General features: G+C 49.2%; 20 protein-coding genes. 11 read left to right on the top strand and 9 right to left on the bottom strand.

Annotation, left to right across the window (positions count from 1 at the left end):
* Positions 1-30: 30 nt before the first annotated feature.
* A complete protein-coding gene (argS, locus tag JZ784_RS09640) occupies positions 31-1836 on the bottom strand; it encodes an arginine--tRNA ligase (protein WP_346314728.1) in 1806 nt (601 codons plus the stop codon).
* Between the two features lie 176 nt (positions 1837-2012).
* On the opposite strand from argS, the gene JZ784_RS09645 reads away from it, so the two are divergent.
* Entirely contained in the window at positions 2013-2300 is a 288-nt protein-coding gene (locus JZ784_RS09645; RefSeq protein ID WP_346315037.1) for a DUF2798 domain-containing protein, read from the top strand.
* Positions 2301-2317: 17 nt separating this feature from the next.
* Here JZ784_RS09645 and JZ784_RS09650 read toward each other — a convergent pair whose 3' ends face one another.
* The 4 genes from JZ784_RS09650 to JZ784_RS09665 all read right to left on the bottom strand — a co-directional run bounded on the left by JZ784_RS09650 (position 2318) and on the right by JZ784_RS09665 (position 5579).
* Positions 2318-2911, bottom strand: coding sequence for a hypothetical protein (locus tag JZ784_RS09650; protein WP_346314729.1), 594 nt, complete (start codon positions 2909-2911; stop codon positions 2318-2320).
* Between the two features lie 186 nt (positions 2912-3097).
* Positions 3098-4405, bottom strand: coding sequence for a DUF445 domain-containing protein (locus JZ784_RS09655; RefSeq protein WP_018573047.1), 1308 nt, complete (start codon positions 4403-4405; stop codon positions 3098-3100).
* 22 nt (positions 4406-4427) lie between these two features.
* A complete protein-coding gene (locus JZ784_RS09660) occupies positions 4428-4985 on the bottom strand; it encodes a hypothetical protein (protein ID WP_005006651.1) in 558 nt (185 codons plus the stop codon).
* A gap of 54 nt (positions 4986-5039) precedes the next feature.
* Positions 5040-5579, bottom strand: a complete 540-nt coding sequence (locus JZ784_RS09665; RefSeq protein ID WP_005006652.1) for a DUF924 family protein — start codon at positions 5577-5579, stop codon at positions 5040-5042.
* Positions 5580-5786: 207 nt separating this feature from the next.
* On the opposite strand from JZ784_RS09665, the gene gshA reads away from it, so the two are divergent.
* Positions 5787-7364 (top strand): glutamate--cysteine ligase, encoded by a 1578-nt coding sequence (gene gshA, locus JZ784_RS09670; protein ID WP_346314730.1) that lies wholly within the window; start codon positions 5787-5789, stop codon positions 7362-7364.
* Between the two features lie 19 nt (positions 7365-7383).
* A complete protein-coding gene (locus JZ784_RS09675; RefSeq protein ID WP_346314731.1) occupies positions 7384-7911 on the top strand; it encodes a disulfide bond formation protein B in 528 nt (175 codons plus the stop codon).
* A gap of 82 nt (positions 7912-7993) precedes the next feature.
* Here the strand turns inward: JZ784_RS09675 and JZ784_RS09680 are convergent, their stop codons facing one another.
* Positions 7994-9325 (bottom strand): hypothetical protein, encoded by a 1332-nt coding sequence (locus tag JZ784_RS09680; protein WP_005006668.1) that lies wholly within the window; start codon positions 9323-9325, stop codon positions 7994-7996.
* A 240-nt stretch (positions 9326-9565) separates the two neighbouring features.
* On the opposite strand from JZ784_RS09680, the gene JZ784_RS09685 reads away from it, so the two are divergent.
* From JZ784_RS09685 to JZ784_RS09695, 3 genes are all read left to right on the top strand, one after another.
* A complete protein-coding gene (locus JZ784_RS09685; RefSeq protein ID WP_346314732.1) occupies positions 9566-10204 on the top strand; it encodes a YqiA/YcfP family alpha/beta fold hydrolase in 639 nt (212 codons plus the stop codon).
* Positions 10205-10458: 254 nt separating this feature from the next.
* Positions 10459-12339 carry a DNA topoisomerase IV subunit B gene (gene parE, locus JZ784_RS09690; RefSeq protein ID WP_005006670.1) on the top strand — a complete coding sequence of 627 codons (1881 nt, stop codon included), beginning with the start codon at positions 10459-10461 and terminating at the stop codon, positions 12337-12339.
* Between the two features lie 245 nt (positions 12340-12584).
* The gene (locus JZ784_RS09695; protein ID WP_346314733.1) at positions 12585-13094 is read left to right on the top strand and encodes a DUF1877 family protein; all 510 of its coding nucleotides are present in this window, start codon (positions 12585-12587) and stop codon (positions 13092-13094) included.
* Here JZ784_RS09695 and JZ784_RS09700 read toward each other — a convergent pair.
* Positions 13086-13589, bottom strand: a complete 504-nt coding sequence (locus tag JZ784_RS09700) for an N-acetyltransferase family protein (RefSeq protein WP_346314734.1) — start codon at positions 13587-13589, stop codon at positions 13086-13088. The genes JZ784_RS09695 and JZ784_RS09700 overlap by 9 nt on opposite strands.
* A gap of 93 nt (positions 13590-13682) precedes the next feature.
* A complete protein-coding gene (locus tag JZ784_RS09705; protein WP_346314735.1) occupies positions 13683-14420 on the bottom strand; it encodes an outer membrane protein OmpK in 738 nt (245 codons plus the stop codon).
* 486 nt (positions 14421-14906) lie between these two features.
* Between JZ784_RS09705 and JZ784_RS09710 the strand changes: the two genes are divergently transcribed.
* The 5 genes from JZ784_RS09710 to JZ784_RS09730 all read left to right on the top strand — a co-directional run bounded on the left by JZ784_RS09710 (position 14907) and on the right by JZ784_RS09730 (position 19298).
* Positions 14907-15272 (top strand): HPF/RaiA family ribosome-associated protein, encoded by a 366-nt coding sequence (locus JZ784_RS09710; protein WP_005006675.1) that lies wholly within the window; start codon positions 14907-14909, stop codon positions 15270-15272.
* Positions 15273-15416: 144 nt separating this feature from the next.
* The gene (locus tag JZ784_RS09715) at positions 15417-15959 is read left to right on the top strand and encodes an ankyrin repeat domain-containing protein (RefSeq protein WP_346314736.1); all 543 of its coding nucleotides are present in this window, start codon (positions 15417-15419) and stop codon (positions 15957-15959) included.
* 21 nt (positions 15960-15980) lie between these two features.
* Positions 15981-16760, top strand: a complete 780-nt coding sequence (locus JZ784_RS09720) for a transporter (RefSeq protein WP_346314737.1) — start codon at positions 15981-15983, stop codon at positions 16758-16760.
* A 55-nt stretch (positions 16761-16815) separates the two neighbouring features.
* Complete coding sequence (gene dsbD / locus JZ784_RS09725) at positions 16816-18615, top strand: protein-disulfide reductase DsbD (RefSeq protein WP_346314738.1); 1800 nt, start codon at positions 16816-16818, stop codon at positions 18613-18615.
* A gap of 14 nt (positions 18616-18629) precedes the next feature.
* Positions 18630-19298 (top strand): glutathione S-transferase family protein, encoded by a 669-nt coding sequence (locus tag JZ784_RS09730; RefSeq protein WP_346314739.1) that lies wholly within the window; start codon positions 18630-18632, stop codon positions 19296-19298.
* On the opposite strand, the gene JZ784_RS09735 is transcribed toward JZ784_RS09730, so the two are convergent.
* Positions 19295-20503 (bottom strand): GGDEF domain-containing protein, encoded by a 1209-nt coding sequence (locus tag JZ784_RS09735; protein WP_346314740.1) that lies wholly within the window; start codon positions 20501-20503, stop codon positions 19295-19297. The two genes, JZ784_RS09730 and JZ784_RS09735, sit on opposite strands and share 4 nt — an antisense overlap.
* Between the last annotated feature and the right edge of the window lie 107 nt (positions 20504-20610).

Consider the following 20610-nt stretch of genomic DNA (forward strand, 5'->3'; position numbering starts at 1 on the left):
ACCGTGAAAGTATTCATCAGGAGCGGCGCCTTACATCGCTTCCGGTGCAGATACGCCTAACAGCTCTAAGCCATTGCGGATGACTTGCTGTACGTTTACAGACAGCAATAAGCGCGCTTGGGATAAAGCAACGTTTTGTTCATCTAAAATTTTGACATCTTCTTGAGCATACCAGCCATGGAAAGACGCGGCCAGTTCTTTCAGGTAGTTGCCAATTTGATGCGGCTCATAGCTATTGGCTGCGCGTGTCACAATTTCAGGATACGCGGCCAGTTTTGCCAAAATTTCAGTTTCTGTGTCTGACACCAAAAGTGATGCGTCATAGCTTGCTAATTGGCTGCGGTCAAATGGAATATTTTTTTCAGGCGCGCGAATATCCACCATGCGGTTCACACGCGCATGTGCATACTGAATGTAATACACCGCATTATCCTTGCTTTGTGACACAGCCAGGTCTAAGTCAAAATCAATGTGCTGTTCAGATTTGCGCATGACATAGTAGAAACGCGCTGCATCGTTGCCCACTTCTTTACGAAGGTCGCGCAAAGTGACGAACTGGCCTGAACGCGATGACATTTGCACCATTTCGCCGCCGCGCCATAAGCTGACGAACTGCACCAATAAGACAGTCAGTTTTTTCGAGTCATAGCCCATTGCATCAATGGCGGCTTTAACACGGGCAATATAGCCGTGGTGGTCAGAACCCCAGATGTCTACGATGTCTGTATAGCCGCGCTGCAGTTTATTCAGATGGTAGGCAATGTCGGAAGCGAAATACGTGGTTTGACCGTTGCGGCGCTTGACGACGCGGTCTTTTTCATCGCCAAATTGAGTCGATTTGAACCAGATGTTGCCGTCTTTTTCATATAGGAAGCCGCGCTGATCCAGCGTTTGCAGCGCTTCTTCAATTTTTTCAGTCAGCGATGCTTCACTGAACCATTGATTGAAGGTTACGCCAAATTCGCCAAGGTCATCTTTAATGTCGTCTAAAATCGCTTTTAATGCCGCTTGGTGGAAGACGCGGTAGCCTGCGCCTAAATGGTTTTGCGAATTATGGATCAAACCGTCAATGTGCTTTTCTTTGTCGCCTGACAGCACCACTTTATTGCCTTCGGCATCCAATTCGGCAGCGTACTGAATATCTTCAGGCACATCTTTGTAGATATCCGCCACTGGACGCACGTATGCATCGCCGTCCTGATCAATAATGCTTTGCGCGATTTCTTTTACATAGTCGCCTTGGTAGGCATTTTTCGGAAAGACCAATTCTTGGCCGGTTAATTCTAGGTAACGCAGGTAAGTGGACGTGGCTAAAATGTCCATTTGACGGCCCGCGTCGTTGACATAATATTCACGGTCCACTTTTGCGCCTGTTGCTTCCAGAAGGTTAGCAACAGTCATGCCGTAAGCTGCGCCGCGGCCATGGCCAACATGCAGGCTGGACGTTGGGTTGGCGGAAACGAATTCAACCTGAATGCGCTTGCCCGCATTGGCTTGGGTGCGGCCAAACTGATCTTTTTGCGCCTGAATCTGTTCCAGCACTGCAAAGCGCTGATTGGCGTTTAAGAAAAAGTTGATAAAACCGGGGCCTGCGATCTCTGCTTTGCTGATGTCTGCAACTTCCGGCAGGCTGGCCAGAATTTTTTCCGCCAAATCACGCGGCTTCATACCGGCAGCTTTGGACCCGATCATGGCAATATTTGAGGCAAAGTCACCGTGGCTTCGGTCTTTGGTACGCGTCAATGTGCTGGTATTTTTCCAGTCAGATGGGAGTACACCTTCAGCTTGAAGGGATTGCACTGCATGGTCGAGCGCTGCTTGGATTGCCGTATTCATAATCAGTCGAAAAATAAATGTCGCAGAAAAACAGCAAATATAGCAAATTTCAGACTCTTTAGGTGAACCCATTTGCTGTGAATAAATAATATTCGATAAAAATATCCGGTTGCTTATATCGAATGAGGGCGATATATATGAATATGCAATCAATCCGTGCTTCAGGCCAGACCGATATGACTCAACAGACCCCTCCTGAAAGCCCCAAAATTATAGGGAAGATTCCCAAACTTTCTGCACGCTGGGCAGCCATTGTTGTACCGTTTATTTTGTCCTGCCTGATGAGCGGCATCATCTCTTGTGTGAATATGCTGCGCAACTTGGGCTGGTTTGACGGCTTTATTGCCTTGTGGCTGCACAACTGGATGATTTCATGGGCGATTGCCTTTCCAATTGTCGTGACCTTGCTGCCGTTTGTGCGCAAATTTGCCGGCTTGCTGGTGGATAGGCGTCCGCCGCAATAAGCGCTGAGCGGAATGCTTTAGGGCTCACGGCAGCTGACGGGCTTTTGCAATAATTCCGCTTGATTGTTTTGGAAGGCATAGAGTTTGGATGCATTAAAAATTTTAATGTTTTTGGCCGATATCAGCGCCAATTTAAAGTTTTCCAGCTTTTTGGCATGGTGCAGATCAAAAGGATTGCCAAAGTTTTTGTTGTCCAGTAAAAATTGAACGGCGCCCGCGCTGTCGTCATAGGCGTTAAGCAGCGTCTTGCCATCCGCGCCGCTCAGGCTGAAAGAGGGGCGCTGGCTGGTGATTTTGCAATTCAGGCGCAATGATAAAATCACGTTCTGATCCGATTTATTCTGCAGATCCGCCGTGCCTTGCTGCGCATTTTCAAGATAGACCCACTGATTTTTCGGCAGATGATTCAGCAGTTTTTCCAGCCGCAGCTGAGCGGCTTTGCTGACTTCAGCGGTGTCTTCCACATGGAGCTCTGGCTTTTTTTCTTTGCCGAGAAGCGCTAGAACCTGATCCGGCCATGCCGCGCTGTGCTGAGAAATGCGCTGACAGCCTGTCAATGCCGGAAAAGTCAACACGGCAGAAAGCGCAGAGACATGGAATTTGTTGAGCATAGTTCAATCTTATTGTTGTTGTCCCCGTATTTCAGGGAATAATTTTATTGAATCGGAATATTATTTTAGCCGCGCATTTTGAGGATGCTGCAACGCGGCGGCCAGCTTAGCGATTTTCAGGCGAAAGTACAAATTTTATGGATTCATCACGCAAGCCTGATGCCTATTTTAATCAAGGACAGCGCGTTACAGCGTGACTTCCACAATTGCGCGGATAATTCCGAGAATCAGGCCAATAAAGGCGCCAACCACCACGCCATTGACCCGGATCATGTGCAGGTCTCCGCCGACTTCATTTTCAATTTTGCCGATCATTTCACTGGAATCCCATTCATGAATGCGCTGGCTGATAAAGCGGATGACTTTTTCACTGTACTGACCGGACAGGCTGATGGCGACATCGCTGAGTTTGTCATTCAGCAGCTGGCGCACGGCAATATTGGAAATCATATTTTCGCCCACCTGCTGAATGGCCACGCGCAGGTTTTGCGCAACGCCGGAATCCGCTTTCTGCAAATCGGCTTTGATGGCGTCGCATAAAATCACCACGGCGCCGCTGATAAAATTCAGCACCTGCGGGCTGTCCAGCAGGGCATCTTTGGTCTGGTTCAGCCGCATACTGGCTGGGCTGCGGTGATCTGCCAGCTCCAGCATCAGGTTCTGTCCGGCCTCTTCGATTTTTCTGCGCCACGGATGTTCCGGGTCCGCCAGCATGGATTCGACCCGTTCAATTAACGAGTCAATGGTGCGCTGCTGCACATCGATGCCAATCCAGCTGGCGCCTTTGGCCAGCTTCCAGACGCCAAGCTCTTTAAACAGCTGGCGGGTCAGGTCGCCCGCCTGTTCAGGATGATGCGTCATCCATTCATGCGCCAAATCCAGTCCGCGCTGCAGCACATCCTGATGAAAATCATTTTCCAGCACAGCGCGCAGCATTTCGCTGGCCAAATGATTCACCTGCGTATTTTTAACCCATTGCACGCTGTTGCTTTGAATAAAGCGCCCGATTTGCTCCTGTCCGACGAATTCAAAAATTTTCGGCACTGTTTGCTGGATGACATCAGTCACCTGCTTGTTGTTGTGCGGATTGGCCAGCCATTTGCCGGCCGCCAGCGATAGATCAATATCCTGCAGGCTGCGTTCCACCACCTGCGGCGACAGAAAGTTTTCCTGCACAAAACGGCCCATGGATTCCGCAATGCGGGCTTTGTTGCGCGGGATGATTTCGGTGTGGTCACGCAGAAATTTCGGGATCGGCATTTTCCCGAACGGGTTGCGGAACAGCACCGTAATGGCATACCAGTCTGCCAGCCCCCCGACGACGCCTGCTTCGGCGGACAGCATCAAAATATGAATCAGCCAGACATGCTCTGGCAGCAGTTTGGCGGCCACCATCAGCGCAAGCCAGGCCAGTACTGCCGTCATGAGGGCAATCGTGGCAAAGCGCTTGCTGCGCTGCAGGTTCGGGGATACGGCGGTCTGGTCTTGATCCATAGGCATAGTGCGTTCTGCGCTCCTATTTTGATTGAGCCGGTTCAGGAGCCGGCAGGACTTCGCCCGTGCTGCTGAGGCCGTACTTCGGGCCTAAAGACTGCAGAATCAGGCGCGCATCAAAAGCGTCTTTGGGCGCTGACTGTTCGGTTTTAAAGCATTCAATGGTATAGGCCACTTGCGTCGGGTCTAAGGTGACCACCCGCGGCATATCATAGAATGGATCCGGCCAGAAGCCCGGATAACGGCGGTAATAGCCATATGGATAAGGTGGCGGCGATGGATAAACGACAGCCTGCCTCGGCGGCTGCTGTGTGCGGTTGCTTGGATCATCCAGCACTTTAAAAAACTGAAAGCCTTTTTGCACCGTGGCCTGCGCCGCTTTCACCAAGGTAATTTCTTCTGCCGTGCCATAGCTCATATTCGGGCTGGCTTTAAAGCTGATGCGGAAGGTCTGCGCATTCAGCGGGGTGCTGCTGAATTGCCCCAGCTGATCAAAAGTTAAGGGTTTAGAGGGCGTGGTGGCGCAGCCGGCCAGGATTAAGCTGGCGCCAATAGCGGCCGCAATGAATAATTTTTTCATGCTTTAACCTCCTAAGCGTGGCGGTTGAAGGGGGGGAGAGGCCGAACCGTTCATTTAAAAACTGGAGTTGGGCTGGGTTAAAAATTCTGCTTCTTCTGCTGTGGACGTTCGCCCCAATACTGGATTGCGGTGCGGATAGCGCCCAAAACGGTCAATAATCACTTTATGTTTTTTTTCAAAATCCAGATTAATTGGATTGCCGAGATCTTCAAACAATTTTAACGCATATTGATGAATCAGGGGCGATTCACTGTGCATGAACGGCATATATAAAAATGAACGCTGTTCCGGCCGCAGCTGCTGATCAAGGCCTTGACTGATGGCTTCCTGCGCTAAGGCCAGCGCCAGCGTGTCTTGCGCAAATGCCAATGGAGAGTTGCGGAATAAATTGCGGGAAAACTGATCCAGCACAATGATTTCAGCCAAGCGGCCTTCCGCGCTGCTGCGCCAGTTCCACAGTTCTGAGCGGGACGCGCTCTGCAGTACAGTTTTAAAGCGCTTTTCAATGGCTTGATCAAACGCATCATTCTTTGCAAACCAGCTGGGCTGGTTTTCCGGCGCAAACCAAAAGTCTAAAATATCTTGATAATTCATATATTTTACGGGTTATTAGCATTTATTCTTCAATAAGATCACAAATTTTAAATGTCATATAGTGCAACTTTGTGATAAAAAATTGCAAAAATAAAACCGCAGATTGCCTGAAAAATATGCGGGGTATAATGTGCAGCAGATAAATCACGTTATACTGCATAAATAAATGATTTTATTTTAGTAGTTCTTCCATTAAGCGAGATTGCAATGAGTCAGCCCGAATCGACCTCTCAAGATATTTTACCGGCTTGGGTGGATTCTACGCATATAAGCGGCATGCTGCGCGGCATAGAACGCGAAAGCCTGCGCATGCAAAGCAGCGGTTTTCTGTCTCAGGCCGATCATCCGAAAGCGCTGGGCTCTGCACTGACACATCCGCATATTACGACGGACTACTCCGAAGCGTTAATGGAATTTATTACACCGCCTAAAGACAGTATTGGCAAGGCACTGGACTATTTAAAAGATATTCATGCCGTGGTGCACCGCCAGCTGGAAAATGATGAAAAGCTCTGGCCGCTGTCTATGCCGTGCATGCTGGATGATCAGGAAGAAAACATCCGCCTTGCACAATACGGCACATCCAATGTAGGCCGCTTCAAAACTTTATACCGCCATGGTTTAGGGGTGCGCTATGGGCGCCGCATGCAGACCATTTCCGGCGTGCATTACAATTTATCTTTTCCCGATCATTTTTTTGAAGCGCTGCAGCATGCGGAAACGGATGAGCAGCTGAAAGCGCTGAGCCTGCAAGACTACCGCAGCCACCGCTATTTTGGCCTGATCCGCAACTTTATCCGCCTGACACCGCTGGTCATGTTTGTGGTGGGCGCCAGCCCATCCGTATGCAAATGCTTTATGACAGGGCGTGAGCATCATCTGCTGCCCTTGCTGAAAGGCACACTGTATTTGCCCTATGCGACTGCACTGCGCATGGGCCGTTTTGGCTATCAAAATTCTGCGCAAAAACAGCTGGGCATTCATTACAACAATCTCAGCGGCTATTTAGACGGCCTGCAAAAAGCGGTGAACACGCCGTATGCGCCATTCAGCAGCCTGGGCTTAAATGATGCGCAGGGTCAGCCGATTCAAATCAATGACCATGTGCTGCAGATTGAAAATGAATATTACAGCCTGGTGCGCCCTAAGCAGGTGCCGCAGGAGGGCGAAACGCCGTCTGAAGCGTTGCAGAAGCGCGGTGTGGGCTATGTCGAACTGCGCGCGGTGGATGTCAATCCCTATGATCCTGTCGGCATTGATGAAAATACGGCCGGCTTCCTAGAAGTGCTGGCGCTGTATTGCCTGCTGCAGGACAGTCCGGACTTGCTGGATGATGAACAGGAAATCATTGAGCAGAATCAGGCGGAAGTCGTCAACCGGGGCCGTGCGCCGAATGCATCGATTGCTGAAAACGGCAAGGCGTACCCGATTGAAGAATGGTGCAGCCGCTATTTAACCGCAATGCAGCCGTTATCGGCTTTACTGGACAGCGCTTATGCCACACATCTGTACCGTGATGCATTGGCCGTGATGCAGTCACGGGTGGATGAAGTGGATGAAACGCTTTCTGCGAAGATGATTGAAGATACATTGAAGCAGGGCGGCACATGGAGCTTTGGCAGCTATATGGCGCAGCAGCATGCCGGCGCTTATGAACAGCATCCGCTGAGCGCTGAAACTCAGGCCTATTTTGCAGAAGCTGCGCAGGTGTCCCTGCAGCGCCAGCAAGAATTAGAGCAAGATACATCAATCAGTTTTGAACAATATTTAACTTATTTCAGATAAAAACTTAAGAGGATATGCCATGCAATGGAGTTATCGCTTCGTGAGTGGTTTTTTGTTTTTAGCCAGTGTCATCGGCATGGCTTTCGCCCTGTATTTAGAACATGGCCAAGGCCTGCATCCATGCCCGCTGTGTGTTTTTCAGCGCATTGGCTTAATCGGGCTCGGCTTAATTTCGCTGATAGCCTTTTTGCATAACCCCGCTTCTAATGGCATGAAGCGCGTGTATGCCTTTTTAGGCGCATTGAGCATTCTATGGTCTGCGGGTGTGGCTGCCCGCCATGTCTGGCTGCAGAGCCTGCCGCCGGATGAAGTGCCAAGCTGCGGCCCAGGCTTGGATTACTGGCTGGAGACCTTGCCGTTAAAATCGGTGTTTCAGCAAGTGCTGACCGGTTCTGGCGAATGCGCCAGAGTTGACTGGACTTTTCTGGGCCAGTCGCTGCCGGTGTGGTCGCTGGCGTTTTTCTGCGTGCTGGCGCTGATCAGCCTGTGGCAGCTGCTGCGCAAATATCAGACAGCGCCAGTAAAGCGCCTGAGAGATAAATACTGAATGCGGAACCTTGAATAGATACACTCTCAACTGCTAAAAAGCCCTCACATTGAGGGCTTTTTATTTGACCGCAGCAGCAGGATCAGGTCAGGGCGATGCCTTCAAAATGCTTTAAATCCATCATGTACTCATGGATTTCAGTGCAGTGGATATCCTCAGCATTGGGATAGAACCAATGCACAATTTGTTCGGCCACTTGCGGGTGATGCTGAATTTCAAAATGGTTTAAGCCGTAAAAAATCGCTTTGTGCGCATCCGGCACTTTCAGCTGATAGCGCGGATTCGGATGCTCGCCCAAGGCGCTTTTGACACTGACCAGATAATCGCCAATCACTTGCAGCGTGCGGTTTTTCCGGTTCTCAAACTCAATGGTGCCGGCCACCAGATAGGTATTGATGTGGGATGGAATCGGCGCGGGCTTGCGGTTGTCATCCATCAAGCCAATGCGCGCATCGTTATGTTCCCAGTCATCGTCCCGCACGCTGCCGTAGCGCAAGTCTAAAATGCCGTTGCTGCGGATATTGGCAATGTGGCCGATAATTTTCCCTAAAGGAATCCGCCGCAAATGCTTCTGCAGGGCAAAACCGATGCGCTCCAGCACAGCGCCATGATGCGGTGAGCCTAAGCAGACTAAATTTTCGACCCGGTGAATCCAGCCGTACATATTCTGCTTGCCGTAAAACAGCGCGCTGCGCGAAACCAGCCCGCCCATGCTGTGGCCAATCAGGTCAATGCTGGTAATGCCCGGATTGCGCTGCACTAAATCTTCCAGTGTATTGGATAAGCTGCGGCCATTGGCAGAGATGCGCCGCCCTGTATTGTAGTTTAGGTACAGCATGGTATTGTGATCGCGCTGCGCCAGCAGTTTTTCGCCGATGCCGCCGTATTTTCGGGTTGACCAGTCTAAATGGCTCATGCAGAGGCCATGCACCAGCAGGGTAATGCGTCCAGTCAATTCACCTTTCTGCACAGCGCCGTAATGGTCATACACCACCATCGGCAAAGCCATCGGATTATGATATTTCAGCAAATAGTCGCCTAAAACGCCGTTCAGCGCACCCACTAAAAAATGCAGCGTCGGTGTCAGCTGCTTTTCATGCAGGCGGGGAAACTTTTCAATAATGCTGCGCAGTCCGGGCGCCAGCAAATAGTTTCCATAATTAAAAAAAGTTTCGTAGGTGAGCTGATATATTTTTTCGACATATGGAATTTTATGAAATTTCTTGGATTTTTGCTCGCTGATGCCAAAGATGCTGATCAGCAGTTCACGCTGAATGTTGCGAATCAGGTCATGCACGACATCGCTGAAACGCATAGTGACCAGCTGTGCCAGGCCTTCTAAAACATCTGCTTGGCTGGGCGGGGTACGGTCCCATTTACAATAGGTTTCATGCAGCGGCGTTAAACTAGGCATTGGTTGCTATCCTATTTCTCTGCATCCCGCGCAGGCGGTGATCTGCTTCAACGCAGGGATGGCTTTTCTTGTTGCTATTTTGTCATTCATCTCGAATTCATTTTAAAATACATAGATTTGCAGCAGTGTTCTGTTTATTTTGTCAGACAATCCAATAGATAACGCAGTTTTAATACAATGAGGCATTCACCGCATTGCTGCGCCTTCTTATGCGGGCAAGTTTGAGTCAAGGAATATGGCATGAATCTTATTTATTTGCATGGCTTTCAAAGCAGCGCCTTGTCCATTAAAGGTCAAATGCTGAAACGTTATTGTGATGAATCCCTTGAAGAAAAATCACGCCATATTCATGTGCACTTGCCGGATTTGAATCAGCCGCCGCTGCTGGCATTGCATCAGGTTTCAGAGCTGATTGGGCAGCTGGGTCCAGAAAATACTGCATTGCTCGGCAGCAGCCTAGGCGGATTTTATGCCCTGCAGCTGGCGGCCCGGCATCACCTTCCAGCGGTCTTGATTAATCCGGCCATGCAGCCGTGGGCCTTGTTTCGAACACTGTTTTCACATCAGGCGCTGCCTTATGCCGTGACGGCCCAATGGTCGCTGGATCATGCGCAGCTGGATGATTTAGAAAAAATTGCAATCAAAACAGCGAGCCAGCCTGCACCCATTTTAGCGCTGCTGCAGCAGGGCGATGACGTGCTGGATTACCGTGACGCGCTGTATTTTTTCAGCCAGCCGGGGAGCAATGCGGTGGTCATTTGTGAAACGCAGGGCAGCCATGGCATGGATGATTTTGCCGCTAAAATTCCGATGATTTTGCAATTTTTATCGGATCACGTCGGTGCTTCAAAAAAGACTGAATCAATCCGGCAGCCATAAGCGTTAAGGGGGAGCGGAAAAAAATATGATGGCTGGCATCTGTTCAAATGCAGTGAAATCCCGTAAAAAAAGAGCAAAAAGACGTTTGGCTTTAGGCTGGCGCGCCGCAACTTGACGCTTAAATGCGGTTTAAAACCGATAAATGGCGAAAGAAATAGCGCCGGCAAACGGATACATATGCTTTTTTGCTAAAAAGAATATACTGTAGCGCTTGAGATGAATCTTTTAACCAATCATGCAGGGAATTTTGCAACGTGACGCAATATACGGCTCAATCACTTGAAGTTTTATCTGGTTTAGACCCGGTCCGCCGCCGTCCGGGCATGTATACCGACACGACCCGTCCAAACCATTTGGCGCAGGAAGTGATTGATAATGCTGTGGATGAAGCATTGGCCGGCCATGCCAGCAAAATTACCGTCACGGTGTATAAAGACGGTTCGCTGTCTGTGGAAGACAACGGGCGCGGCATGCCGGTAGACATCCATCCCGAATATGGTCAAAGCGGCATTGAAATTATTATGACTAAGCTGCATGCCGGCGGTAAATTCAGTACGGATAATTACCAATTTTCAGGCGGCTTGCATGGCGTAGGCATTTCCGTGGTGAATGCGCTGTCGACCCGTGTAGAAGTGGAAGTGCAGCGTCAGGGCAATCTGCACAAAATGGCCTTTGCGCAAGGTGAACCGGTAGCGCCGCTGGAAGTGCTGGAAGGCAAATGCGCCAAGCGCGCGACGGGGACACGCGTGCATTTTTGGCCGGAAGCCAAATATTTCGATTCGCCAAAATTTGCACTAAAAGCGTTAAAGCACAATTTAAAAGCCAAGGCGGTATTAGCCGCTGGCCTGCAAATCATTTACATCGATGAGATCAATAACGAAAAAATCGAATGGCAGTTTGAAAATGGCCTGGTCGACTATTTGATGGATGAATTGCAGGACCGTGAAATTCTGCCGATGCCGGCTTTTGTCGCAACAGGCGCGGCTGAGCGCGCCAGCGCTGAATTTGCCATTTGCTGGAATGTCGAAGGCGGCGAGCAGGTTCAGGAAAGCTACGTCAATTTGATTCCAACCGCGCAAGGCGGCACGCATGTCAACGGCCTGCGTTCAGGCGTGACAGATGCGATCCGTGAATTTTGTGAACTGCGCAATTTATTGCCGCGCAATATGAAGCTGTCTGCAGAAGATGTCTGGGATGGCGTGAATTATATTCTGTCGCTGAAGTTCCAAGAACCGCAGTTTTCTGGCCAGACCAAAGAACGCTTATCCAGCCGTGAAGCGTCAGGCATAGTGTTAAATATTGCCAAAGATGCTTTTGCTTTGTGGCTGAATCAAAATTCAGAGATTGCCATGCAGCTGGCGGAAATGGCGATAGCCAAAGCTGGCCGGCGCTTAAAAGCAGCCAAAAAGGTTGAGCGGAAAAAAATTGTCTCGGGTCCAGCCCTGCCGGGAAAATTGGCCGACTGTGTCGGGCATACGCTGGAAGAGTCGGAACTGTTTATTGTCGAAGGCGATTCTGCAGGCGGTTCTGCGAAACAGGCGCGTGACAAGAATTTCCAAGCCATCATGCCGATCCGCGGTAAAATCTTGAATACTTGGGAAGTGTCGTCAGATGAAGTGCTGGCGTCGCAGGAAGTGCATGATATTGCGATTGCGATCGGCGTCGATCCAGGCAGTGATGATCTGTCTGAATTGCGCTATGGCAAAATCTGCATATTGGCTGATGCTGACTCGGATGGCTTGCATATTGCCACGCTGCTCTGCGCGCTGTTCGTCAAGCATTTTTCAAATTTGGTGGAAGAGGGGCATTTGTTTGTCGCCATGCCGCCGCTGTACCGGATTGATGATAATAAAGACGTGCATTATGCGCTGGATGATGAAGAGCTGGACAGCATTCTGAAACAGTGCAAAGCAAAAAGCCCGCAAATTACCCGGTTTAAAGGCTTGGGCGAGATGAATGCCAGCCAGCTCCGTGAAACCACCATGGATCCAAATACCCGCAGGCTGGTGCAGCTGGATTTGGATGACGCGCATTTTACTGCTGGGCTGCTGGATAAGCTGCTGGCCAAAAAACGCTCCAGTGACCGCAAGCATTGGCTTGAACAAAAAGGAAATTTAGCCGAATTGACGGTTTAATTGATGAAGTTCTGTAAACAAAAAAAGCCGCATTGATTGCGGCTTTTTTGTCGCCTTTGTAGAGAAATGCCGCGCATCTCATTTGAATTGAATGCTGCCTTATTGCGCGCGCGCTATCCGTCTGCTGTCAAAAAAAGAATGGATTATTTACATGAAACAGAGCGCGAGCGGGAAATCTAAAGGGCCTGCATATACAATTTCTCAGCATATTTTTTCTTTTTTCGCGTTAATCTGAATGGAAGATCATGACAAGAAGACAATTGATGGAAGCAAGCTTATTTTTAATTCATCCAAATGATTTAGAAACTTTGATTTTAGAGGCGGAGACAGCTCAGTCTGTACTTGAATCGCCCTTTATCCAGCAGTCGCTTTATTTAGGCGATACCTGGGATGCCGTCAACCGCGCCTTGAATCCTGAAGGTCAAGCCGCCCAAAATGCGCTGCAATACGTCATTCAGGCAGAGCACCCGCTGTCGGAACGGATCGATCACCCAGAAGCGGTGCATTACAATACGGTAGTGCGGACAGATGAAATCCAGCAGCAGCTGCAAAAGCTCAGTGTCGATGAGCTTAAAAAGCGCTATCAGTTTGAGGTGGTGCAGACAGCGCCTGAAGAATTGGCGCAGGAAATCCGGCTGGCGGAGCTGAAGCTGATTTACCTGCAGCTTCAGGATTTTTACAGGGATGCGGCCAGACAGAATCTAGCGGTGCTGAGTGTCTTTCAAACGCGGATTAAGCCGGAAAAATTAATCTAAGACCAGCTGCATCAGCACCAAATCGCGCCATTCGCCAAACTTTTCACCGACTTGCGGCATATAGCCGGTTTGACGGAAGCCGAATTGCTGATGCAAGGCAATGGAGGCGGCATTGCCATGATCAATGCCAGCCACCATGACATGCTTGCCTTGCTGCTTGGCATAGGCAATCAGATGCTGCAGCAGGCATTTGCCTAAGCCTTGGCGCGCATATTCCGGTGAGATATACAGCGAATGCTCAACGGTATGGCGGTAGCCGGAAAAATTGCGGAAAGCGGCATAGTCCGCATAGCCTGCTATTTTCAAGTTTTCCTGATCTTCAATGACAAAAAAAGGGTCATTATTTTTTTGGAACAGCTGAAGTTTTTGCCGGAAATCTTTGAGGCGGTAAGCCTGATCATTCCATGTGGCAAAACCATGCAGGACTTCGGGATTATAAATTGCCAAAATATAGGGCAAGTCCTGCTCTGTAGCGGTGCGGATTGTAAACGGCATAATCGCAGTCGGATGGGAAATAAACGGGATTAGATAACTCAGGCACAAAAAAAGCAAGGCTGAAAGCCTTGCTTTTCTAAATTTCAGATGAAATTAAAAGTGGTATTTCACTAAAGCGCTGACATCATTTTGATCTACGCCTTGAATGCCGAACTTATTGTTCCAGACTGAGTGTTCAACACCAAGGTATAAACGGGTTTTTGGAGAAATATGCTTGCCGACATTCCATTTCCACTGAGTCGTCCAGTTCAGTTCACTTGCGTGATCGCCTTTTTCCGCAGTTGACCAGTCCAGGAAGCCGTCAACCAGGAAATCTTCAGAACCGAGCTTAAATGGCACGCCATAAGTGATGGTCATTTGATAGTCGTCTTTCTGAATATCATTGTCAGCACGGTAGAAGTTTACGCTGGCGTACTGTGTATACGGGATATCAAGGTCAAAGCCTACACCGTACAAGAAGTTATTGAATTCTTGGTTTTGACGGTATCCGGCATTGTGTTCCCACGTGGTTGCAATTAATACATCTTTAATTGGGCCAGCAGAAAGTTTTTTTCCAGAGACTTCACCGAGGCTTAAACGCGGCGATAATTCTAAATATGTAGAATGATCCTCATTGCCGTCCACTTGCTGGTCAACAAAGAAAAAGACATCTGCATATTTCAGTTTAGCCGCATATTCTGCAGTTACTGTTGTGCGGTCTTCAGTTCCCACTTCATAGTTGTCGCCATAAAGGCCGGTTAAGCTGAAGTCTTGCCATACGACTGGCGAAGCTTGAGTCAATGCAGCAGCAGACGCCAATGCACATGCAGTAACAAATTGTGTAAGTTTCATTAAAAAATATCTCCCCCGAGAAGCATTGAAAGCATACAGATTCTCTAGCAAAAATAAAGCCAAAAATGATTGGAGGTAAAAAAACTTCAAGTTTAATTTTTTTATTTTGAATGCTTGATATAGATAACTCCTTATTTTTTGAAATTTTATCGAATGAGCCAGATTTTTATCTTCCAATTTTCTGGAGGCGGGCCAGCGTAAAATGCGGAAGAAATGCAGTGCAGCGGCAGGAAAGCCATATACTTTATAAGGGTTTCAAAAAAACATAAAATAGCACTTGCAAATTTTCCGCTTAGGCCCGATATTCAAAGTATAAGGACACAGTTCTGCAGACTATAAAAGTGTTCATCATTCAATGTGGAGGACAGCGTTCCAAACGAAATTGAAGATGTTCTGGCTGTTTAAAACAGCAAGTGTGAGTGTGCCAAGATAAGAAAGTTTTGCACAAAATTTTATAGATAATCCAGAAAGTTAGAGGATGATATTATGAACATAGAAATCCGTACAGATAAAAACATCCAAAATAATGAGCGTTTAATCGAATACGTTCGTGCAGAACTGAATCAGGAATTCCAGCGCCATAGTGAACGCATTACTCACTTCTCGGTGCATTTAAGTGACGAAAATGGGGACAAGGGTGGCAGTGATGACATTAAATGCATGATTGAAGCGCGTCCAGCGGGCTTAAAGCCTGTGGTTGTTACCCATAAAAGCCACAATGTCGATACTGCAATTCATGGCGCAATTGACCGTCTGAAACGAAGCCTAGAGCACGTGTTTGAGAAAAAAGAAAATCCGCGTGCGGTTCAGCCGGCATTTGCCGATGCTGATACCGATGATGAAGACGCTTAAGCGTTATTCAAAAAAAGAGCCCTGCGGGGCTTTTTTTTATACCTCAGGATTTTATAAAGAAAATTCAGCTTGTTTACATTAAGTCAAAACAAAGGGCGGTTTATTCGGCATAATAGTCATTAATCATTTGAAGTGAGCTTTCCCATGTTAACAGCACAGCAGCAAGTTTTTGTGCAAGCTTTAGAAGAACAGAATCTTGAGCAGGTTCAGTCGCTTTTAGCAGAAGGCCTGAATCCGAATTTTATCGATTTTGATAAGGGGCCTGCGATTTCTGTGTGGTCTGATGGCCTGTTTAAATGGTGGGAAGGGGTGTGTGAAGCTTATGAAGCTGGCGCGCCGTTATCAGCGCAGCAAAAGCAGGAACGTCTGGCTGTGCATCTGGATATTTTAGAGGCCTTGATTCAGGCGAAAGTGAATTTGCATTTATGGGACGCAGAAGAGTTATATGGCCCCTTGTGGGATGCCGCCAGCGCCGCCTGCGTACCTGCAGTCAAACGCCTGCTGGAAGAAAAGGTGAATCCGAACAGCAAAGACAGTGACGGCTTGACCATCCTTTCATCCATCAGCGATTTGTTTTTTGATTGTGATTTTGATGAAATTAATTGGGCAGAATCACTGGATGAAGAAAAGCAGACTTTAGAATTGCTGCGCAACAATGGCGCCAAAATGACCAAAGAATTCGAGTAATTACAGAGAATTTGCATGATGATGAAAAGTAAAATAATCAAAACATTTGCATTTGCAGCTCTGGCGGGAGCCAGCACGACTTACAGCATGGCTGCGGAATTTTCATTTGACCGGCCGGGTGCCGGCTTTGGTACGGGCATTACACCAGTGGGCCGGCTGGCTTGGGAGCAAGGCCTGCCGAGCGCGGCTTATCAGGAAAGCACTGACGCAGCGGGTCTAAAGTCAAAAAATCTCACATTGAATGGCGACATGCTGCTGCGGACAGGACTCGCGCAAGGGTTAGAGCTTCAATTGGGCTGGCAGGGCCCTGCGTGGTCTAAAACCAAGGCTGGCGGACGCAGCATGGAAGAAGATGGTTTGGGAGATGTCAGCATTGGCTTGAAAAAAGCCATTGATTTAGACGATGAACAGCTGTCGATGGCTATTTTAGCTGAAGCTGTTTTGGCGACGGGCAATGACGGTTTCAGCAATGAAGATGATATTTACAGCCTCAGTTCCGCTGTGGCGTACAATTACAGCGACTTGCTGCAGACCTCAATAACCATGCGCTATGAAGTGCAGAACAGCGACTGGGCCGTTTCAGCGATTCCGACCATTGAATATAAGATTGCGGGTAAATTGTCAGGCTACTCTGAATTTGTATTCCGCAAAGCGGAAAGTGAAGATCAGGAGTATTCACTGGGCACAGGGCTGATGTATGCCGTCAATGAGCGCATGCAGCTGGATGCCAGCGTGGGCGTGGACTTGAATGGCAAAGATAAAGGCTATCAGTCTGGCTTAGGCGTTTCTTATTTATTCTAATAAGATAGTTTTTAACAGCTGCAGCTGAAGGTGATTTCAGGATGAGTCGATTGGTATGAATAAATTGGCGTATGGCGCAGCTGCGGCCGTGCTGGCTTTCAGCGCTGGCCTGCAGGCAGAAACCGCCCTGCTTTCTGCGGAAGAGGCTTTTCCTGTTTCGGTCATCTCCAGTGCAGAGCAGCAGGCTGAACTGAGCTGGGACATTCCGCCGAATTATTATCTTTATCAGCATAAAATTACTGTGCAGCAGGGCAATCAGCCGCTGGCGCTCAACCTGCCGCCTGCAGAAAGCCTGCATGATGATAATTACGGCCAAGTGCAGGTGTATTACCGGCAGCTGCAGCTGCAGATTCCGACACAGGCGGCGCAGCAGTATCATGTGACTTGGCAGGGTTGCGCGAAAGACCGGGTCTGCTATCCGCCGCAAAGCATCGATTTTCAGACCGATGCCAATGGCTTGGTCAGCGTGCAGAATCATGGCAAGACCAAACAGCTGCTGGATTTAGCCGGCAAAGGCAATCTGCAGAACAGTACGCTGGCTGCCGAAAATGGCGCCGCTGCAGCGTCTGAACCTGTGCCGCAGGAAGAGGCTGCGGCGGCCTCTGAATCTACGACGGCTAAAGATCAAATGTGGTCGGAAAAACTGCAGCAAAGCTCATTGGCCTATGGCCTGCTGCTGTTCTTTGGCTTAGGGCTGTTGCTGGCGTTTACGCCTTGCTCCTTGCCGATGCTGCCGATTTTGACCTCCTTGATCGTCCGTGACAGCAAAGGCTTAAAAGCATGGATGATTGCGCTGACTTTTGTCTGCAGCATGGCTATGGTCTATGCCGTTTTGGGGCTGATTGCGTCATCAGCGGGCCTGAATTTTCAGCGCTGGCTGCAGCAGCCGTCCACTTTAGTCGCTTTCAGCCTGCTGTTTATTGTTTTCGCGCTGAATTTATTCGGGCTGTTTGAAATCAAATTGCCGCGCGCGCTGGTGCAGCGCCTAGATCATGTGCAATCGATGCAAAAAGGCGGCAGCCTTGTTGGCGCAGGCGTTATGGGCATGGTTTCCGCCTTGCTGGTGGGGCCATGCATGACGGCTCCGCTGGCAGGCGCGCTGCTGTTTATTTCACAGACTCAGAGCCAATGGCAAGGCGCCGTGCTGCTGTTCACCTTAGGTTTTGGCATGGGTACCCCGCTGCTGCTGGCCAGTGTGCTGGGGTCGCGTATTTTGCCGAAAGCCGGCATGTGGATGAATCAGATCAAAGTGCTGTTTGCCTTTATTATGCTGGGCTTGGCGCTGTATTTTGTCCGCCCGCTGATGAATGATGCATGGATGCAAGGGCTGTCACTGGCGCTGGAACTCAGTTTTGTAGCCTACGTGCTGTGGCAGATTTTCCGGCGCAGCACGCAGCTGAAATGGCTGTACATCGTTGCTTTATGTTTGGCTGTGCCTTATGCCGTGTACAGTCAGTATCAGCAGAGCCAGCGCTTTTTTGCCGAACAGGCTTCTGCGCAGGCTGTATGGCACCGAGCGCAAACTGCGGCTGAGTTTCAGCAGCTGCTGCGTCAGATACCTGACGGGCAAAAAGCGATTATTGATGTGTATGCCGACTGGTGCGTGGCATGCCAGCCCATCGAACACCGCATTCTAAAGTCAGCGCAGGTGCAGCAGGCCTTGGCGCCTTATTATCTCATTAAGCTGGATCTGAGCCATTACGATGAGGCGCATCAGGTCCTGCTGAATCAATGGGATATCCTTGGCCCGCCGACGTATTTATTTTTAGATGCGCGGCATCAGGAAGTGCGCGGGCTGCGTTTAACCGGCGCGTTTACAGAGGATGAATTGCTGCAGCAATTGCAGCGGTTTTGACCGTCAGGAGCATTATGATGCAGCTGCTCATCGCCAATAAAAATTATTCCAGCTGGTCCATGCGCCCTTGGCTGGTGCTGAAAGCGTTTGACTTGCCGTTTGAAGAGGTCATGATCGCGTTTTCTGCGCAGCCGCATGGCGGAGAGTTTAAACAAAAAGTGCTGAGCATCAATCCGAATGGCAAAGTGCCGGTTTTGCTTGATGACGGGCAGATGATCTGGGATTCTCTGGCCATTTGCGAATACTTGGCGGAAAAATTCCCTCAGTTGCCGCTGTGGCCTGCAGATGTGGCTTTACGGATCCGCGCGCGCTGTATTTCGGCCGAAATGCATAGCGGATTCATGTGTTTGCGCAGCCAGTGCGGAATGAATATCCGTGCAGATTTAAAGGCATTAGGTGCAAAGTTATGGGCGGAGGATGACGGCCTGCGCAAAGATGTGGCGCGCATCGAGCAGATTTGGACATCGCGTCCAAGTTTAGACAGCTTTCTGTGCGGGGCTTTTTCAATTGCAGACGGTTTTTATGCGCCAGTCGTGATGCGTTTGAAAACTTATGGGCTGCCGGTCAGTGATTCAGCGCAGCGTTATATGGCGCTGATGATGGCGCATCCTGCCGTTCAGCAATGGGTGCAAAGCGCAGTGGCTGAACCGATGCGGGTCGGGTATTTGGAAGCCGATCGTTAATCGGGTTCTTTATACCGCCATACCGCCGGCTCAGAAGCTGCAAAATAAATTCTAACTGCATTCCGTCCGCTGGCTTTGGCCTGGTACAGCGCTTTATCCGCCTGGCTGAGCAGCTGCTGCGGGCGCGATTCCGCAGCAGCAATGGCTATGCCAAAACTGGCGGTAATTTGAATGCGCTGCCCTTCATCTGAGAATAGTTCAATCTGTTCAATCGCGGAGCGGCAGCGTTCAGCAATCAGCTGCGCCTGCTCTAAACTGGAGTGATGCAGGATTAAGATAAATTCTTCCCCGCCAAACCGTCCAACAACATCTGTGCCGCGCAAAAGCTGGCTCAGGATTACGCTCACTTTCACCAGGGCTTCATCGCCTTTATGATGTCCGTACTGATCATTGATATGCTTAAAATGATCCAGATCCAGCAGCACCAGCGCATAATTTTCATGCACAGGATGATTTAACTGATCAAGGCACTGATTGATGCTGCGGCGGTTGAATAAATTGGTCAACGGATCCATTTGGCTCAGCTGCTGAATCAAGTGTTCGCGGTGCCGCCACTGGCTCAGTAGAACTTCAAATAAGATTAGGCAAGTGCATAAGATGGGCGCGATAAAAAACAGCATCGACAGCAGCCAAAAATGATTGCTGTAATAATGGTCACTGATTTGAAACAGCGGGCCATAACTTAAGCTGCCGGTATAGCTGAGGTAAGCGCTGCCGATTAAATATAATGTAGCCGGTATGAATGCGCTGTATACAATCACGCGCGGCAGAAGCACGAGGCCCACTGCGACCAGGCTGACGTAGGAAATCATGGTGGCGGGGCTGAGCACGCCAATCAGATAGCCGTCTCGGCAAAGGGAAATAACAAACAGCCCGACTGACAAGTAGGGCAGGGTCAGCTTGACCCAGCGTTTGTGCTGCCAAGCATAACAGGGCCAGATCAGCAGCAGCAGCAGGATGAAAAAAATGCTGTTCAAGCTAAGTTGCAGCTGAACGAGTGGAACATTCATCCATTGCCAAACACTCGGCGTGAGCAAGACAAAGGATTTCCAGATGATCCATGTCAGATGAACCGCCGCTCCTAAAAAAAGCATCAATACGCATTTTTTGAGGATATTCCAGTTCATAATGACTTCGCCTTCGAGCATATATTTCCTAATTTTCTGCTTCGAGAGAGCTTGGTCTTTGGGCGGAGGTATCTTCATACGCGTGCATTCGCCTTAATGTTAATTATATTTTTTTCTTTAAGTTTATACAGATAGGATTATTTGATTCTAAAATAGCATGCTTTACCGGTGTTGGTGATGATTAT

Source organism: Acinetobacter sp. CWB-B33 (assembly GCF_039655955.1).
In the GTDB taxonomy this organism is placed as follows: domain Bacteria; phylum Pseudomonadota; class Gammaproteobacteria; order Pseudomonadales; family Moraxellaceae; genus Acinetobacter; species Acinetobacter bouvetii.

What these genes read in the sequence shown, in the direction of transcription:
- dsbD (WP_346314738.1), top strand. Translation starts at nt 16,816, where the DNA reads ATGAATAAATTGGCGTATGGCGCAGCTGCGGCCGTGCTGGCTTTCAGC.
- JZ784_RS09675 (WP_346314731.1), top strand. Translation starts at nt 7,384, where the DNA reads ATGCAATGGAGTTATCGCTTCGTGAGTGGTTTTTTGTTTTTAGCCAGT.
- JZ784_RS09680 (WP_005006668.1), bottom strand. Translation starts at nt 9,325, where the DNA reads ATGCCTAGTTTAACGCCGCTGCATGAAACCTATTGTAAATGGGACCGT.
- argS (WP_346314728.1), bottom strand. Translation starts at nt 1,836, where the DNA reads ATGAATACGGCAATCCAAGCAGCGCTCGACCATGCAGTGCAATCCCTT.
- JZ784_RS09715 (WP_346314736.1), top strand. Translation starts at nt 15,417, where the DNA reads ATGTTAACAGCACAGCAGCAAGTTTTTGTGCAAGCTTTAGAAGAACAG.
- JZ784_RS09655 (WP_018573047.1), bottom strand. Translation starts at nt 4,405, where the DNA reads ATGGATCAAGACCAGACCGCCGTATCCCCGAACCTGCAGCGCAGCAAG.
- JZ784_RS09685 (WP_346314732.1), top strand. Translation starts at nt 9,566, where the DNA reads ATGAATCTTATTTATTTGCATGGCTTTCAAAGCAGCGCCTTGTCCATT.
- JZ784_RS09730 (WP_346314739.1), top strand. Translation starts at nt 18,630, where the DNA reads ATGATGCAGCTGCTCATCGCCAATAAAAATTATTCCAGCTGGTCCATG.
- JZ784_RS09700 (WP_346314734.1), bottom strand. Translation starts at nt 13,589, where the DNA reads ATGCCGTTTACAATCCGCACCGCTACAGAGCAGGACTTGCCCTATATT.
- JZ784_RS09695 (WP_346314733.1), top strand. Translation starts at nt 12,585, where the DNA reads ATGACAAGAAGACAATTGATGGAAGCAAGCTTATTTTTAATTCATCCA.
- JZ784_RS09705 (WP_346314735.1), bottom strand. Translation starts at nt 14,420, where the DNA reads ATGAAACTTACACAATTTGTTACTGCATGTGCATTGGCGTCTGCTGCT.
- JZ784_RS09650 (WP_346314729.1), bottom strand. Translation starts at nt 2,911, where the DNA reads ATGCTCAACAAATTCCATGTCTCTGCGCTTTCTGCCGTGTTGACTTTT.
- JZ784_RS09735 (WP_346314740.1), bottom strand. Translation starts at nt 20,503, where the DNA reads ATGAAGATACCTCCGCCCAAAGACCAAGCTCTCTCGAAGCAGAAAATT.
- JZ784_RS09665 (WP_005006652.1), bottom strand. Translation starts at nt 5,579, where the DNA reads ATGAATTATCAAGATATTTTAGACTTTTGGTTTGCGCCGGAAAACCAG.
- JZ784_RS09720 (WP_346314737.1), top strand. Translation starts at nt 15,981, where the DNA reads ATGAAAAGTAAAATAATCAAAACATTTGCATTTGCAGCTCTGGCGGGA.
- JZ784_RS09645 (WP_346315037.1), top strand. Translation starts at nt 2,013, where the DNA reads ATGACTCAACAGACCCCTCCTGAAAGCCCCAAAATTATAGGGAAGATT.
- gshA (WP_346314730.1), top strand. Translation starts at nt 5,787, where the DNA reads ATGAGTCAGCCCGAATCGACCTCTCAAGATATTTTACCGGCTTGGGTG.
- JZ784_RS09710 (WP_005006675.1), top strand. Translation starts at nt 14,907, where the DNA reads ATGAACATAGAAATCCGTACAGATAAAAACATCCAAAATAATGAGCGT.
- JZ784_RS09660 (WP_005006651.1), bottom strand. Translation starts at nt 4,985, where the DNA reads ATGAAAAAATTATTCATTGCGGCCGCTATTGGCGCCAGCTTAATCCTG.